Annotated in this window: 10 protein-coding genes; 7 read left to right on the plus strand and 3 right to left on the minus strand. The window is 65.8% G+C overall.

Going from position 1 to position 15,539, the window contains the following annotated elements; translation table 11 throughout:
- Positions 1-85: 85 nt before the first annotated feature.
- From R2770_08570 to R2770_08595, 6 genes are all read left to right on the plus strand, one after another.
- Positions 86-976 carry an alpha/beta hydrolase gene (locus R2770_08570; protein ID MEZ5280516.1) on the plus strand — a complete coding sequence of 297 codons (891 nt, stop codon included), beginning with the start codon at positions 86-88 and terminating at the stop codon, positions 974-976.
- The gene (locus tag R2770_08575) at positions 973-2,415 is read left to right on the plus strand and encodes a thioredoxin family protein (GenBank protein ID MEZ5280517.1); all 1,443 of its coding nucleotides are present in this window, start codon (positions 973-975) and stop codon (positions 2,413-2,415) included. The genes R2770_08570 and R2770_08575 overlap by 4 nt, the downstream gene beginning before the upstream one ends.
- A gap of 8 nt (positions 2,416-2,423) precedes the next feature.
- Complete coding sequence (locus R2770_08580; GenBank protein ID MEZ5280518.1) at positions 2,424-2,939, plus strand: UGSC family (seleno)protein; 516 nt, start codon at positions 2,424-2,426, stop codon at positions 2,937-2,939.
- 282 nt (positions 2,940-3,221) lie between these two features.
- Positions 3,222-5,684, plus strand: a complete 2,463-nt coding sequence (locus tag R2770_08585; protein MEZ5280519.1) for an EAL domain-containing protein — start codon at positions 3,222-3,224, stop codon at positions 5,682-5,684.
- 47 nt (positions 5,685-5,731) lie between these two features.
- On the plus strand, positions 5,732-7,306 hold the full coding sequence (locus tag R2770_08590; GenBank protein ID MEZ5280520.1) for an acyl-CoA dehydrogenase family protein: 1,575 nt from the start codon (positions 5,732-5,734) through the stop codon (positions 7,304-7,306).
- 164 nt (positions 7,307-7,470) lie between these two features.
- On the plus strand, positions 7,471-9,918 hold the full coding sequence (locus tag R2770_08595) for an EAL domain-containing protein (protein ID MEZ5280521.1): 2,448 nt from the start codon (positions 7,471-7,473) through the stop codon (positions 9,916-9,918).
- A gap of 18 nt (positions 9,919-9,936) precedes the next feature.
- Here the strand turns inward: R2770_08595 and R2770_08600 are convergent, their stop codons facing one another.
- The gene (locus R2770_08600) at positions 9,937-12,024 is read right to left on the minus strand and encodes an ATP-dependent helicase (GenBank protein MEZ5280522.1); all 2,088 of its coding nucleotides are present in this window, start codon (positions 12,022-12,024) and stop codon (positions 9,937-9,939) included.
- A 66-nt stretch (positions 12,025-12,090) separates the two neighbouring features.
- Here R2770_08600 and R2770_08605 point away from each other — a divergent pair, with 66 nt between their 5' ends.
- Positions 12,091-14,034: an ABC-F family ATP-binding cassette domain-containing protein gene (locus R2770_08605; protein ID MEZ5280523.1), complete on the plus strand. Its 1,944-nt coding sequence runs from the start codon at positions 12,091-12,093 to the stop codon at positions 14,032-14,034.
- 1 nt (position 14,035) lies between these two features.
- On the opposite strand, the gene R2770_08610 is transcribed toward R2770_08605, so the two are convergent.
- Complete coding sequence (locus R2770_08610) at positions 14,036-14,242, minus strand: hypothetical protein (GenBank protein MEZ5280524.1); 207 nt, start codon at positions 14,240-14,242, stop codon at positions 14,036-14,038.
- 10 nt (positions 14,243-14,252) lie between these two features.
- A complete protein-coding gene (locus tag R2770_08615) occupies positions 14,253-15,509 on the minus strand; it encodes a PspC domain-containing protein (GenBank protein ID MEZ5280525.1) in 1,257 nt (418 codons plus the stop codon).
- Positions 15,510-15,539: the final 30 nt, after the last annotated feature.

Consider the following 15,539-nt stretch of genomic DNA (forward strand, 5'->3'; position numbering starts at 1 on the left):
TCGCCTTTCGGCACCGCCGTGGCCCGACATGAGGAAACGGCGGGCCTGCCGCACTAGCGTGACTCGCCAGGGAGGTCAGTCACCCATGGGGGATTCGAACGCGGGGTCGGGCATGATCGCCGGCTCCACCGAGATCGACGGAATGAACGTCGCCTGGCTTGAACAGGGTCAGGGTCCGCTGGCCATCTGCCTGCACGGTTTTCCCGACTCGGCCCACACCTACCGCTACCTGTTGCCGGCATTGGCCGCCGCCGGTTTCCGGGCCGTTGCACCCTTCACCCGGGGTTATGCACCCTCAGACCTGGCCCCGGACGGGCTGTACCAATCGGGAGCGCGGGGCCGCGACGCCTGCCGCCTCCACGACGCCCTGGGCGGCGACTCCGATGCGGTGATCATCGGCCACGACTGGGGCTCGGGAGCTGCCGACATCGCCGCCGTCGTCGAACCCGACCGCTGGAGCAAGGTCGTCTTGATGGCTGTGCCCCCGGGCAGCAGGGTCACCAAGGCGTTCTTCGACTATCGCCAGATCAGGCGCTCGTCTTACATGTTCTTCTTCCAGCACCCCCTGTCGGAGGCCGTGGTACCCCACGACGACTACGCCTTCATCAAGGGCCTTTGGAGCGACTGGTCGCCCGGATACGACCACACCACCGACGTCGAGTACTTCAAGGCCAGCGTGCCCGACCCACAACACCTGGCCGCGGCCCTGGGCTATTACCGCGCGACCTTCCAGCCCGACCTTCGCAGCCCGGATCTGCACGAGTGGGACGCTGCCGGCGCCAAGTGCCCCAGCCAACCCACCCTGTACATGCACGGTGTCGACGACGGCTGCATCGGCATCGAGGTGGCCGATGGGCTCGAGGCAGACCTGGCCGACGGATCGGCGGTGAACAGGGTCGAGGGTGCCGGGCACTTCCTGCACCTCGAAAAACCCGACATCGTCAACGCCGCAATAGTCGGGTTCTTGCGCTCATGACCGCTCATCCCCTTCCGGACGGACTGGTCGCGTTCGTCAAACGAGACTGCCCCACCTGCGTTCTGGTCGAGCCGGTGCTGGCTCAACTGTCCCAATCGGTGGGTCTCACCGTGTTCACCCAGGACGATCCGACCTTCCCGGCCGGGGCCGGCGAAGTGCGCCACGACTCTGACCTGTCGATGTCGTGGCATCACGACATCGAGACCGTCCCCACCCTGGTGAAGGTCGCCGACGGCGTCGAGCAGGAGCGCATCGTCGGGTGGTCTCGGCCTCAGTGGATCGAATTCACCGGCGCCGACGGCCTCGGGCCAGACCTGCCAGAGTGGCGGCCGGGTTGTGGCTCGTTGTCTGTCGACCCCAACCTGGCGGACGAATTGAGGGTGCGCTTCTCGGGGTCGACCTTGCGGGCCCGCCGGGTCGACTTCGCAGCCCTCGAAGACGAGATCGAGGCGATGTACGACCGGGGTTGGTCAGACGGCCTCCCGCTGGTTCCGCCAACCGAGGGTCGGGTCTTGGCGATGCTCGAGGGCACCGACCGGCCGCCCGATTCGGTGGTTGCCATCGCGCCACCCGACCTGGTCGAGGTCACGGTCGAGAAGGTCGCCATCAACGCCGTCATGGCCGGATGCAAGCCCGAGTACCTGCCCGTCGTGTTGGCCGCCGTCGAGGCGGCATGCACCGACCGCTTCAACATGCACGGCCTGCTCGCCACGACCATGCCCGCGGGGCCTGTCGTCATCGTAAACGGCCCCATTCGAGACCAGATCGGCATGAACTCGGGCAAAAACGTGATGGGCCAGGGCAACAGGGCCAATGCCACCATCGGCAGGGCCCTGCAGTTGGTCATTCGCAATGTGGGCGGAGGCAGGCCCGGAGAGGTCGACCGCGCCACCCACGGCCAGCCGGGAAAGTTGAGCTTCTGTTTTGCCGAGGACGAGGAAGGGTCGCCGTGGCAGCCCCTGTGTTCGGACTTCGGGCACGAAGCCGGCACCAACACGGTCAGCCTCTTCGCCGGCAACGGGGTGACGTGTGTCGTCGATCAGCTCTCCAGAGACCCCGATTCGCTGGCGGCCAGCCTGGCACAGGCCCTGATCGGCTCCAACCACCCAAAGCTGGTTCTGGGCTTCGACGCCATGATCGTCATGGGCCCAGAGCACGCCCGAGTGTTCGCCGAGGCCGGCTGGACCAAACAGCAGACCCGCGATCGCATCATCGAGCTGACCAAGCGCGACGGGGCCGAACTGGTACGCGGCGCCGGGGGCATTGCAGAAGGCCTACCCGAGGCATTCGCCGAGGCCAAGGCGATACCCAAGGTCAAACCAGAAGACGGCCTGATGATCGTTCACGCCGGCGGCGGAGCCGGCCTGTTCTCCCAGCTCATCGGGGGCTGGGTCAATGGCGCCAAGGGCAGCGCACCAATCTGTCACCCGATCTCGTGAGGTAACCGATGACCACCGTTCTTGATCCCACCAACGAATCCAAGCCGGCAACCTGGCAGCGCAGACCGCGGGCCCAGAGCCTGGAAGGCCTCACGGTTGGACTCCTCGACATCAGCAAGGCCAGGGGCAACGTGTTCCTCGACAGGCTCGAGGAGCGGCTGGTAGACACCGGCGCCAACGTGCTGCGATTCGCCAAGCCGACGTTCTCCAAGCCTGCACCCGTAGACCTGCGCCACGAGATCGCCACCCAGTGCGACGCCGTGATCGAGGCGCTAGCCGATTGAGGCAGCTGCACGTCGTGCAGTGTGCACGACATCGTCGATCTCGAGCGCCGGGGTGTTCCGGGCGTGTTCGTCGCCACCGTCGAGTTCATCGACGGAGCCCAGGCCCAATCGCGTGCCCTGGGCGCCGAGCCGATGGCGGTGTTCGTGGAACACCCCATCCAGGACCGCACCGATGACGAGATGCGCGACATCGCGGATCGTGCCGTCGATGCCCTGATCCAGGCACTCACCACCAACTAGAGGTCGAGGGTTTCGGTCCGCTGTGACCGAACACAAATCACGCGTTATCACGATGCGCGGTCGTCTGCTCACGCCCTTGCCGGAGAGCCGCGCTCGGTCGATGTTCGACCCGTACTCTGCCGAGGAGGCCCCATTGAGCCGCCAACGCCCATGGTCTCTCCTCGCATCACATCCCCAACTTCATACCGACGCACGTCCTCGAGACTGCCCGCCACCGTAAACAGGCGGGTTCTTTCGTCGTTCGCCCTACTGCGCTGCACCGCGTCGGTGGTTGGCGCCGCCATGGCCCTTGTCGCTTGGTCATCGGGGTCCTACCCCGAGATCGAACCCGAGCTGCTGGGCGTGGCGGCAGCGATGGCGTTCGTGTTCGGTCCCTGGAACGTGTTCTTGTTGCGCAGCGCTGCGACCACGGCCAGGTGGCCTTGGTTGTGGGCACCAGCCGATGTGCTCATCATCGGGGGCGTTGCAGCCATCGCCCCGCCGCAGGTCTGGCCCGCGGCTGCTGCTGTCGCTCTGGCCACGGTGGCCCTCGAGTCGACACGGTCTGGCCGTATGGCCGGTCTGGCCACCACCTTGACAGCCGTCGCCTCACTAGGTGTTTCGGGTCTGGTAGCGGGCAGCGACGATGTGGCCTTGTCGACCCCCGCCTTTGCCGTGGCTGCCCTGTTGGCGGTCGGAGCCGTAGGTGCTCTCAGCGACGAGCAACACGCGACCCTGCGTCGGCTCGGCGCCATGCTCGACGGTGTTCCGGGCATCGTCTGGGAGGCCGACGCCAGCGACCATCGCATGGTCTTCGTCAGCGGCCGGGTGCGCGATGTGCTGGGTTATGGCCCTCTCGAGTTCTCCAAGCCAGGCATGTCGTGGGCAGACCTGGTGCACCCCGAAGACCAGCACACCATCATCGACACCTCGCGGATCGGTTCGATGAGATGGCCGCTGGTCAGAGAGTTCCGGATGCGGGCGCGCAACGGCGACTGGGTGTGGCTGCGCGACCTGGTGCGCGCCGAGCAACGTCCCGACGGATCGTGGGCCCTGCGCGGAGTCGCCACCGATGTCACACCTCAGCGTGAGGCCGACGACCGGGCGATGCGATTCGTGAGGTTCGTCGACGAGATCGATGCCCCGGTCTTGGTGCTGCGCCTCGACGACCCGTCCGATGAGTCGAGCCTGCGAGTGCTGAGGTCGAACGCCGCCGTCAACCGCTGGTCAGACGTGGGGCCTCTGGATGGCTACGCAGCCCACGAGGTCGAGTGGATCGTCACCAGCGGACTGCGAGCGAGGGTCCTCGGCGTCTTGGCGACCGACAACCCGTTCGTCGGCCGCGAGGTGAAAGCCCCCGTTCCTGCTGCCGATGGGTCGGTCTTCGACCTCGAGATAAAGGCCCTCGGCGACGGCTGCGCCGCGGTGACCTACCACGACGCCACCGACCGGGTCGCGGCCCGCGACTCGCTGCGCCGCGAAACACTCCAAGATCCCCTGACGGGCCTGCCCAACCGGGCCCACCTGATGGAACGGCTGCGCAAGCACGTAGGCCAAAACGACGACACATCGGGCTTGGCACTGCTGATCCTCGACCTCGACCAGTTCAAAGAGGTGAACGACACCCTCGGCCACCACCACGGCGACGCTCTGTTGCGCCAGGTGGCTTCGCGCTTGGGTGATCTGCGCCGGGGCTCAGACATGGTCGCCCGTCTGGGCGGCGACGAGTTCGCGATCCTGTTGGTCGACGACGGAGTCAGCCGCGCCGCCGGGGTGGCTTCCTCGGTGGTCGACACCATCGGGGCGCCGCTGACCCTTCAGGGCCTCCAGGTGCAGGCGGGCGCATCCATCGGCATTGCCAGCCATCCCAACGACGCCCAAGCCCCCGACGAGTTGCTGCAGAAGGCCGAAGTGGCGATGTACCAGGCCAAGGCCACGCGCAAGAGCTGGGCTTGGTACTCGGCCAAGGACGACAAGTACTCGGTTCGTCGGCTGACCCTGCTTGGCGAGCTGCCGCGAGCGCTGGCCAACGACGAAATCGTCGTCTACTACCAGCCCAAGATCGACCTGTCGCGGGGCCTCGTCGTCGGTGTCGAGGCGCTGGTCAGGTGGCATCACCCCGACCTCGGCTCGGTGCCACCCGACGAGTTCATCGAGCTGACCGAGGTATCGGGCCTGGTGAACGAGTTGACCAGGCAGGTCATATCCAAGTCGGTCGCTCAGCTGAGGGAATGGGACCAACAAGGCATCCACATCGGCGTTGCTGTGAACCTGTCGGTCCGCAACTTCCACGATGCCGGCCTTGCGGCGTTCATCACCGAGGTGCTCGACCGTAACGGCATCAACGCTTCACGGCTGATGCTCGAGATCACCGAGAGCCAGGTCGTCGACGATCTCGCCTTGGCCGCCGACGTGCTGCGTTCGCTCAGCGAGCTGGGCATTCGTACCTCCATCGACGACTTCGGCACCGGCTTCTCATCGCTGACCCACTTGCGGCGCCTGCCCATCGACGAGATCAAGATCGACAGGTCGTTCGTGGGCCAGATGTCGACCAACGAACACGACGCGGTGATAGTTCGCTCGATCGTGAAGCTGGGGCACGACCTGGACCTCGAGGTCGTGGCCGAGGGGGTCGAAGACGAGTGGACGCTCGACAGCCTGAGGCGCCTGGGCTGCGACCGCGCCCAGGGCTATTACTTCCAGCGCGCTGTTCCACCCGAGGAGATCCCGGCTTTCGTCGCCGGTCTGGCTTCTCTGGCCCGCTGATCATCTCGGCTGAACTGGATCATCGGCGAAACGAGTAAATTCGGACCATGTCTTCCGCCATGACCGAAGCCGCCAACGCCGCAGAACTCGCCTCTGCCGTAATCGAGTCATGCGTGCGCACCCTCGCCGCACGCCCCGATGCCGACGAGCAACAAGTGTTGTTGTACGACCTGGCCCATGGTGCCTCGGCCGTAGAGATGTGCCGAGCCGTCATCGACGACGGCAACCGCGGCGAGCAGGAAGCAGCCCTGGCATGCGCCTTCGTCGCCGACGTCGTAGCCGACCTCATCGGCAAGATCACCGGGCGCGAGCATCTGTGGGGGGTCGAGATCGGCGCCCTCGATGCCACCCGCCCGTTCCTGGCCAAGTACCGCGACCCCGAGTTCCTGGCGTCGCTGGCCGATATGTCTCCGCCCTCACATCTCGACGAAGACTTCGAGATGGTGGCCGACACCTTCCGCCGGTTCGGCGAGGACAAGATCGCACCGGTGGCAGAACACATCCACCGTCACGACGAAGACATTCCAGAGGAGATCATCTCGGGCCTGGCCGAGCTGGGCTGCTTCGGCCTGTCGGTACCCGAGGAGTACGGGGGCTTCGCCACAGGCGGCGAGAGTGACTACTACGGCATGGTCATCGCCACCGAAGAGCTGAGCCGCGCCTCGCTTGGTGCCGGTGGTTCGTTGATAACCCGGCCCGAGATCCTCACCCGTGCACTCGAGCGCGGTGGCACCGAAGAGCAAAAGCAATCGTGGATGCCTCGCATCGCAACGGGCGAGGTCATGTGTGCTGTGGCCGTCACCGAGCCAGACTTCGGCTCGGACGTTGCCAGCCTCAAGGTCACCGCAACGCCAACAGAGGGCGGCTGGCTCATCAACGGTGTCAAGACCTGGTGCACGTTCGCTGGTCGCGCCAACGCTCTGATGCTGCTGGCCCGCACCGACCCCGACCGCTCGAAGGGTCACCGCGGCCTGTCGCTGTTCATCGTCGAGAAGGAATCGACTTCGGGCCATTCATTCGAGTTGACCCAAGACAGCGGCGGCACGATGGAGGGTCGAGCCATCCCGACACTGGGCTATCGCGGCATGCACTCGTTCGAGGTGGCTTTCGACAACTGGTTCGTGCCGGGCGAGAACCTGATCGGCGGCGACGAAGGCCTCGGCAAGGGCTTCTACCTGCAGATGGCAGGCTTCGAAAACGGTCGTCTGCAGACAGCGGCCAGAGCTGTCGGGGTGATGCAGGCGGCATATGAGGCCGCAACCCAGTACGCAAACGAGCGTCTGGTGTTCGGGCAGACAATCGCCGACTATCAACTCACCAAGGCCAAGCTGGGCCGTATGAACTCGATCATCCGCTCGGCCCGCCAGTATGCGTACGCAGTGGCGACCATGATGGCCAAGGGCGAAGGAACACTCGAGGCTTCGATGGTCAAGGCCTACGTGTGCAAGGCCGCCGAGTGGGTAACCCGAGAGGCCATGCAGATTCACGGCGGTTTCGGGTATGCCGAGGAGTACAACGTCAGCCGCCTGTTCGTCGACGCACGCGTTCTTTCGATCTTCGAGGGCGCCGACGAGACCTTGTGCCTGAAGCTCATCGGCAGGCGACTGTTGGCTTCGGCCTGATCACTGCCACGGCGGCCGCAGGGCCGTCCGTCGAAAGGTCCGCGAAACACGGCAGACCGCTCAACTGCCACCTGTGACGACCGATGGCATGGTTAGGCCTAAAGCGGGAGACCAAGCCGTTGTCCTCGTCACTTCGAGATGTACTGGATCATGCCCCGTACGTCTTGACCCCATCGACAAAACCGAGAAGGTGGAGTGACGGCCCCGCCGACGAGGCCTCGGTTCTGGTCGAGGCGGGCCTGCGTGCCATGCGCCTGGTCGGCGCGTTGCTGTTGTTCCCCTACATCATCAGGTATCGACCCGGGCCCTCCGAGGTCGAACTCCCCTTCAACGAGTGGATCAGCGCAGTGTCGCTTTGCGGCTCGCTGGCCCTGGCCAACGGCTTGTCGATAGTCGCAGGACGGGTTCAACTGGGTCGAGTGCGCCTGGCCGCCAGCCTGTTCGGCCTGTTTGCCGACACCCTCATCGTGCTCTTGGTGATCGGCGGGTTCGGAATCCTCGACCCTGACATCGCCTGGTACATCCTCATAATCCCGGTGTTGGAGGCCGGGATGAGGTTCGGCGCCAAAGCCTCGATCTACAGCTGGATATCGCTGCTGCTCGGCTATGTGTTGGTGGCCCGCTGGGCGGGACGCAGCGACTCTTTGTTCGACAACTTCAGCGAGACACTGCAGCGCGTCGGTGTGGTGTTGCTGGTGGCCATCCCCGTCGTCTATCTGTCGCAGAAGCTGCTGCTGGACATCCGTCTCGAGCGCAGAGCGACCGGCGAGGCCACTCGCCGCAGTCGGCTACTGGAAACGGTGGCCCAATCGAGCCAGAGGGTGTCGAGACTCGATGCAGGCATGGTCGACGAACTGCTCGACAGCGTGGCAGCGCTGGGATTCGAGGTCGTCGACGTTTGCGTTCTGGGCGTCGGTGGCCAGTGGCGTATCGAGGCCTCTCGAACCGAGGTCGCCGGGATCGACCTGCCAAACCCCGACGCGCCAGAGGGTGGGCTTCACCGGCTGGCCGAGCACGACCGCACGGTGATCTTGCACTCGACACAAGGCGCGGCGGTCGAGAGCGCCCTGCGAAGGCACGGCTTGTCGACCGTGCTGGTGAGGGCGCTGGGCGCCCAAGGTGATGCTTCTGTTGCGCTGAGGTGTGGCAAGCGGCTGGGAACACACGTCACGTCGACACAGGTCGAGTGCGTGGAACTGCTGGGTGGCAACGCCACGATCGCCCTACACAACAAGCGCTTGGTGGGTGAGCTCCGCGCCATGCAGCACAGGCTGCATCACCAGGCCTACCACGACGCCCTCACGGGTCTGTCCAACCGCCAGTACTTCAACGAACAGCTCGACGAGACATTCGCCGATCGTCGGGGTCAGGCCACCGAATGCGCCGTGATGTTCATCGACCTCGACAGGTTCAAGCCGGTCAACGACAGCCTGGGCCACGACGTCGGAAACGAGCTGCTGATCAACGTCGCGCGGCGCCTCACCAGCGCGGTGCGCGAGCACGACCTGGTGGCGAGAATGGGCGGCGACGAGTTCGTCGTGTTGCTGCGGGAGATCTATCCCAGCGTCAACGAGAGCGAACTGACCGACGTCGCCGACCGCATCTGCGAAACGATCAGCGAGCCCTTCGTGGTGTCCAGCAACGAGATCGTCATCAGCTGCTCGGTCGGCATCGCGATCTCGGGCGACGATGTCGAGAACGCCGGCGAGCTGGTGAGACGCGCCGACCTGGCCATGTACCGCGCCAAGGGTCTGGGCAAGGCTCGCTGGGAGCTCTACCAGCCCGAGGTCGACGAGGAAGGCGTCAGCCGCATCCGCATCGAACGCGACCTCAGGCGTGCCGTCACCAACAACCAGGTCGAGGTGGCGTTCCAAGGCATCTTGTCTGTGCGCTCTGGTCAGTTCATCGGCGCCGAAACCCTCTTGCGTTGGCACCATCCGGTTCAGGGTCTGATACCGCCCGACACCCTCGTGCCGATCGCAGAAGACTCGGGCCTGATCCTCGAGTTGGGGCGACGCATCCTGGAGCGGGCGTGCCTGCAGGCCGTCGACTGGAAGCGCCGCTTCCCCGAGCAGTCGCCGATGGTGGCTGTCAATGTGTCGCCCATCCAGCTGTTCCACCCACGCTTCTTCGACACCCTCGACAGCGTCCTCGAGCGCACAGGGGTGCAGCCCAACAACCTGATCGCCGAGATCACCGAGAACATCGTCAGCGCCGGCAACGACTCGGAGACCAAGCTCAAGATGTTGCGCGACCGTGGGCTGCGGTTGGCGCTGGACGACTTCGGCCAAGGCCAGACCTCGCTGCTGTATCTGAGGCGCTTCCCGATCGACATCTTGAAGGTCGACAAGACTTTCGTGCGCAACGGCGACACCGACCCCGCCGACCGGGTGATTCTGGAGTCGATCATCGACCTGGCCCATGATCTGGGCCTGGTGGTCACCGCCGAGGGTGTCGAGACCAAGTCGCAGCTCCGTTTGCTCCGCGACCTCGATTGCGACCTGGCCCAGGGCTACCTGCTGCACCGCCCGACGACCGGCAACGAGATGACCCAGAAGGTCGTCGAGAGCCGCAACCGCCTGGCCCAACGCTCGGCCAGGAACTCGGCCTGAGCGACCCGAAGGCGGACCTCAGTCGAGCAGATCGTCGAGGAATCCTTCCACCTGGCCCCGGACGTCGACATCTAGGTCGACCAACGCCGCCTCTGCGGTGGAGACAACACCACTGGCGACGGTCTCGAAGCGGTCCTTTATCGGTGAGAAGAACCGGCTCAGTTGTGCATAGTGATGGCGATCGTCGTTGCCCATCCGGTGGACGTGGTACCTGAGCGGAAACAGCACGTTCAGGTGAGCTCTGGCCCTTGTTACGGCCACGTATGCCAGCCTGAGCTCTTCGTCGAGGCCCTCTGCATCGCCCAGGGCCATGTCGCTGGGCATGTTGCCATCGGCGGCGTGCAGCAGGTGCACGGCCGTCCATTCGCACCCCTTTGCCGAATGGATGGTCGACAGGGTGAGGTACTCGTCGTCTAGATGTGGACTGCCGGCCAGATCGCCGGTGCGTTCTGGCGGGTCGAGCACCACCTCGGTGAGGAACCGCGACCGCGACGCGTATCCGCCGGCCAGCACGGCCAGTTGTTCGAGGTCGGCGATGCGGGCCTCGGCGTCTTCGTAGCGCCTGGGGAACGTGGTGGCGCACAGGCGAGCCAGTCGATCGACCTGGGTGGCCGGAGGCACCAGCGAGATCTCCTCGGCTGCTCCGCCGGGGCCACAGTCGCTCCACGCCTGGCGCAGCGCAGCGACATCGGCCTGCGCGCGCCGCGCAATCTCGAAGTCGCCGGCCAAGAAACGCGACAGCGCCCCGTCCGGATCGGTTGCCACGTCGAGTTGTTCGAGCAGGCTGGTTGCAGTGGCCGGGCCCACCCCGTCGAGCATCCGCAGAGCACGGTTCCACGCCAGCTGATCGCCTGGGTTGTCGAGCACACGCAGCAGGGCCAGAAGGTCCTTGACGTGGCCGGCTTCGAGATATTTGAGGCCACCGAACTTGACGAACGGGATGTTGCGCCTGGCCAGCTCGAGCTCGAGATGTGCGCTGTGGTGGCCGGCACGAAACAGCACGGCCTGATCGCTGAGGTCGACGCCGTCGTCGCGCAACCTGAGCACCTCGTCGCACACCCAGTTGCTCTGGGCCGACTCGTCGTCGCAGGTCACCAATCGAGGAAGCGGGCCCACGGTGGCATCGGTGGTCAGCTCCTTGCGGACCAGGAACTGCGACTGGGCGATGACGCCGTTGGCGATCTCGAGCACCGGCTGGGTCGACCGATAGTTGGTGGTGAGGGTGACCATGCGGGCATCGTGAAACCGGTTGGTAAAGCTCCACATGTTGTCGACCGTGGCCGCCCTGAACCCGTAGATCGCCTGGGCGTCGTCGCCCACAACGGTGATCTTTGCGCCGGGGTGGTCTGAGGTCGCAGAGAGGGCCATGACGATGTCGGCCTGGATGGGGTTTGTGTCCTGGTACTCGTCGACCAGAACGTGGTCGAATCGGGCCCTCAGGGCGGCACCACCGGCTTCTGAGACCGCAAAAGCCCTCAGGTGCAGCAACAGGTCGTCGTAGTCGAGGACCTGCTGGCGCCGCTTGCGAGCCACGTAGTCCTTGATGATGGTGCGGATCGCCTCGTGGTGTTCTGCGCACCAAGGGAAGTGCTCGGTGAGGACCTCGGACAGGGGTTGGCGACTGTTGACCATTCGCGAGTAGATGGCCGCGATGGTGTCGGCACGGGGAAAGCGGCGCCGGGTAGACACAACGTCGGCCTCTGTGCGGACGATCGCGAACAGTTCCGAGACGTCCGACGGGTCGAGCACGGTGAAGGACGCGCTGAGGCCCAACGATTCGGCGTGATGGCGCAGCAATCGGTTGGCGACCGAATGGAACGTGCCGCCCCAAACCCTGGCGGCCAGCTGGCGATCGGCCATGGCACCCACACGATCGAGCATCTCGGCGGCGGCTCGTCGCGTGAACGTCAGCAACAAGATGCGGTCTGGGTCAGCGCCTTGTGCGATCAGCCTGGCTACCCGCGCCGCAAGCGTGCCGGTCTTGCCGGTGCCGGCACCGGCCACGATCAGCAGCGAGGTCGAGTCGTCGAACACCGCCTGGGTCTGCTCGGTGTTCAGCCGCCGCAACCAGGGGGCGAGGTCGTCGGCTGCAGGTTTCACGAACACCCGTTCGAGCATAGTTCCCCCATAGGACAAAGGTGTGGCCCATCCGAACCGTTACCCTTGCCGACCGTGCTGACCGCATCGGGCCTTTCGCGCGCTCACGGAGACCGCGTCCTATTCCGCGACCTCACCGTGAAGCTGTTGAGCGGTCACCGAACCGCGCTCGTAGGCGGCAACGGGGTGGGCAAGACCACCCTGCTGGAGATCCTCGTAGGCCTGCAAGCGCCCGACAGTGGCGAGGTGCACCGCGCCAAGGGCCTGCGACTGGGGTATCTGCCCCAGGACCTGACCGAAAAGATCAGCGGGCCTGTCATCGAGGCCGCCATGGCCGGGGCAACCCACATCAACGAGGTCGGGGCCAGGCTCGCCGAACTCGAGGCCAGACTGGCCACAACAACGGGCGCCGAGCAAGAGCGCGTTCTCGACGAATATGGGCACGCTCAGAGCCGATTCGAGCAGCTTGGCGGCTACGCCCTGGAGGCCGAGGCACATCGCGTGCTCGCGGGCCTGGGCTTCTCGCCCGAGATGTCGGCACGAGACGTCGAGGAACTGTCGGGTGGGTGGCGCATGCGCCTGGCGCTGGCCCGGTTGTTGCTGTCGGAACCCGACGTGTTGATACTCGACGAGCCCACCAACCACCTCGATGTCGACTCGGTGGCGTGGCTGGAAGACCATCTGGCCGCGTGGACCGGCGCGCTGCTTTTTGTCTCGCACGACCGCGACTTCATCGACGGCATCGCAAACCGGGTCATCGAGATAATCGACGGGGCCGCCACCGAATACGTGGGCGGCTTCGCCGAGTTCGTCGTGGCGCGCGAAGACATGGTGCAGCGGGCCGAGGCCGCAGCCGCCCAGCAGGCCCGCAAGGTCGCTCACATGGAGCGCTTCGTCGAGCGCTTCCGCTACAAGGCCACCAAGGCTCGCCAGGTTCAGAGCCGCATCAAGGCGATCGAGAAACTCGAGTCGATTCCGGTCCCGACCCACAAACAGCTCAAGGCCAGGTTCGCCTTCCCCGAGCCTCAGCGCTCTTCGCGGGTGGTCGTCGAGTTCAGCGAGGTGGCGGCCGGATACGACGGCCAGGCGGTGCTGACGGGCGTCGAGTTCGTGGTGGAACGAGGCCGCAAGGTGGCGCTGGTGGGCCCCAACGGCGCCGGCAAGACCACCCTGGTCAAGCTCTTGTTGGGCGATCTGGCCCCGATGGCGGGCTCGGTCGAGATCGGCAACAACGTCGACCACGCGACCTTCAATCAGCACCAGGCCGATGTGTTGAATCTCGACCGCACCGTGTTCGACGAATTCCGGGCCAACATCGGCGACCCGCTCGATCGCAACCTTCGCACCGTGCTGGGCTCGTTCGGGTTCGGCGGCGACGCGGCCGACCGCAGGGTCGGAGACCTGTCGGGCGGCGAACAGACCCGCCTGGCCCTGGCCATGACCATGGCCAACCCCGTCAACCTACTGGTGCTCGACGAGCCGACCAACCACCTCGATCTGCCCAGCTGCGACCTGCTCGAAGACGCCTTGCGCGCCTACCCGGGCACGGTTGTGTTGGTCACCCACGATCGCCATCTGATCCGCAATGTGGCAGATGCCCTGGTCGAGGTGCGCAACGGCAAGGCCGTATGGCACGAAGGCGTCGACGAAGAGGTTCTGAAGCCCAGCTCGCAGCGGGTTGCGGGCAATGTGCAACCGCAGGCGACGCCCAAGACCCGGCCCGAATCGGGCCTGGGCGAAGATCGCAAAGCCCGCAAACGCGCCGAGGCCGAACAACGAAACAACAAGAGCAAGGCCACCAAGGAGCTACGCAACCGGCTCAACCGGGTCGAGAAAGACTGGGAGTCGGCCGAGGCGGCTCTGGTGCAGATCCAGGATCAGATGGCCGACCCGGCGACATACGAGAACCCCGAGCGGGTCAAAGAGCTGACAAAACAGCACGACGAGGCCAAAGATCGCGCCGCCCAACTGATGGCCGAATGGGAACGGCTGTCGGCGCGGATCGAGAACGCCGTCTAGATCATCGGCGGCCGGTGGTCATGCGGCTGGCCGCTGCCACCAACACCGCCGCGCCCGCCAGCACAAGCAGCACAGGCAGCGCCAACGCCAGGTCGAGGCGTCCCCAACCCTGCGACTCGAAGGCGAACCAACCGCCCAAGGCGACGAAGATCACGCCGGCCACCACCGAGAACACGTCGACATCTTGATTGCCTACCGGGTTGTTCACCGACCGCCCCTCATCGCTCTACCTCGACCGTGATCGAGCCGACACCGACGTCGAGATCCAGCACCAGAGGCGGTCCCAGGTCGTCGACCGGCTCGAACGCTGCTATCCGTTCTGCAGCCACTCCCCCGTCGCTGACACCCACGAGGTCGTAACGACCGAGGCCCACCCTGGCGTCGACAACTATCGCCTGGTCGGGCCGCACCACCACGCGCATCTGGCCGGCACCGAGTTCGGCCACGACGTGAACCACTGGTCCCTCTACCGACGCCGCCCAGCCGAACTCGGCCGCCTCGACGTCCAGCGGATCTACCTCGGTCAGGTCGATGGTGACCGTGCCCGCACCGAGGCCGATCTGCTGGGGACCCAACTGCACTTCCTGGGCATCGACCACGACGAATCGCCGACCCACACCACCGGTCAGCGGAACCTGGACAATCGTTGCAGCCAGCAACAAGGCGCACAGGACCGAGCCGAACGGCACCAGGCCGCGCGGTCTTCCCCACCAACCGCCTGCGATCAGCGCCAACCCCATCGTCACGACACCGATCGAACCGAGCAGCCGCCACGACACGTCGACCAGGTCGCCTCTCTCGAGCAGGTACAGCAAGCCGCTGGCGACGAGGAGAGTTCCCGCGGTGAGCGTTCCGAGCGGGATGTTCTTGGGACCCGACGGCCTCTCGGGCGCAGGCCGACGACCAGGAGTCTGCGGTTCGGTTGGCGTCTGGGCGCGTCTGGGCTCGCCGACGGGGTCTACCGGCTTGGAGCGCGGCGGCGCCTGGGTGGCCGAGCCTTGCGATGAAACCGGGTCGCCGCGATGGGCAGGCCCAGGCGGCAACGCCAAGCGGGCGCGGGGCCTCAGCGGCATGCGGCCCCAAACGAGACCCACGCCCACCACGACCAGCATCCACGGAACGAGGATGTCGTCGGGAGGGGTCAGCCCCAGCGCTCTGGCGGTGGCGACAAGGCCGGCGCACAGAACACCAACCGCAATCCCCTGACCGAGCATGGGCCTCATCCCCGGGCGGACGGGGTTCGAGGTCGGCCAGTCGCGCTCGGGCATCGCGAGGGCACCCACCAGATACAGACCGATACCCAGGCCCCAGATCGCCGTCAGGGCAACAAAGGCGACCCGCATCAATATGGCGTCCACCGCCGCGGCCTCGGCCAGTCCACCGGCGACACCCCACACCACGCGGTCGTCGGTGGTGCGCCTCAGCCCGGGCGCGCCAGACCTGCCCGAGGGCCGTTTGTGGCGGGTCGCTGTCACCTCACTCCATCGGACACTCGTCACAACGAG

The sequence above is a fragment of the Acidimicrobiales bacterium genome (genome assembly GCA_041394185.1).
In the GTDB taxonomy this organism is placed as follows: domain Bacteria; phylum Actinomycetota; class Acidimicrobiia; order Acidimicrobiales; family Poriferisodalaceae; genus JAAETH01.

Coding starts and splice junctions, on each gene's coding strand:
- R2770_08570 (MEZ5280516.1), top strand. CDS start 86: ATGGGGGATTCGAACGCGGGGTCGGGCATGATCGCCGGCTCCACCGAG.
- R2770_08575 (MEZ5280517.1), top strand. CDS start 973: ATGACCGCTCATCCCCTTCCGGACGGACTGGTCGCGTTCGTCAAACGA.
- R2770_08585 (MEZ5280519.1), top strand. CDS start 3,222: ATGGCCCTTGTCGCTTGGTCATCGGGGTCCTACCCCGAGATCGAACCC.
- R2770_08590 (MEZ5280520.1), top strand. CDS start 5,732: ATGTCTTCCGCCATGACCGAAGCCGCCAACGCCGCAGAACTCGCCTCT.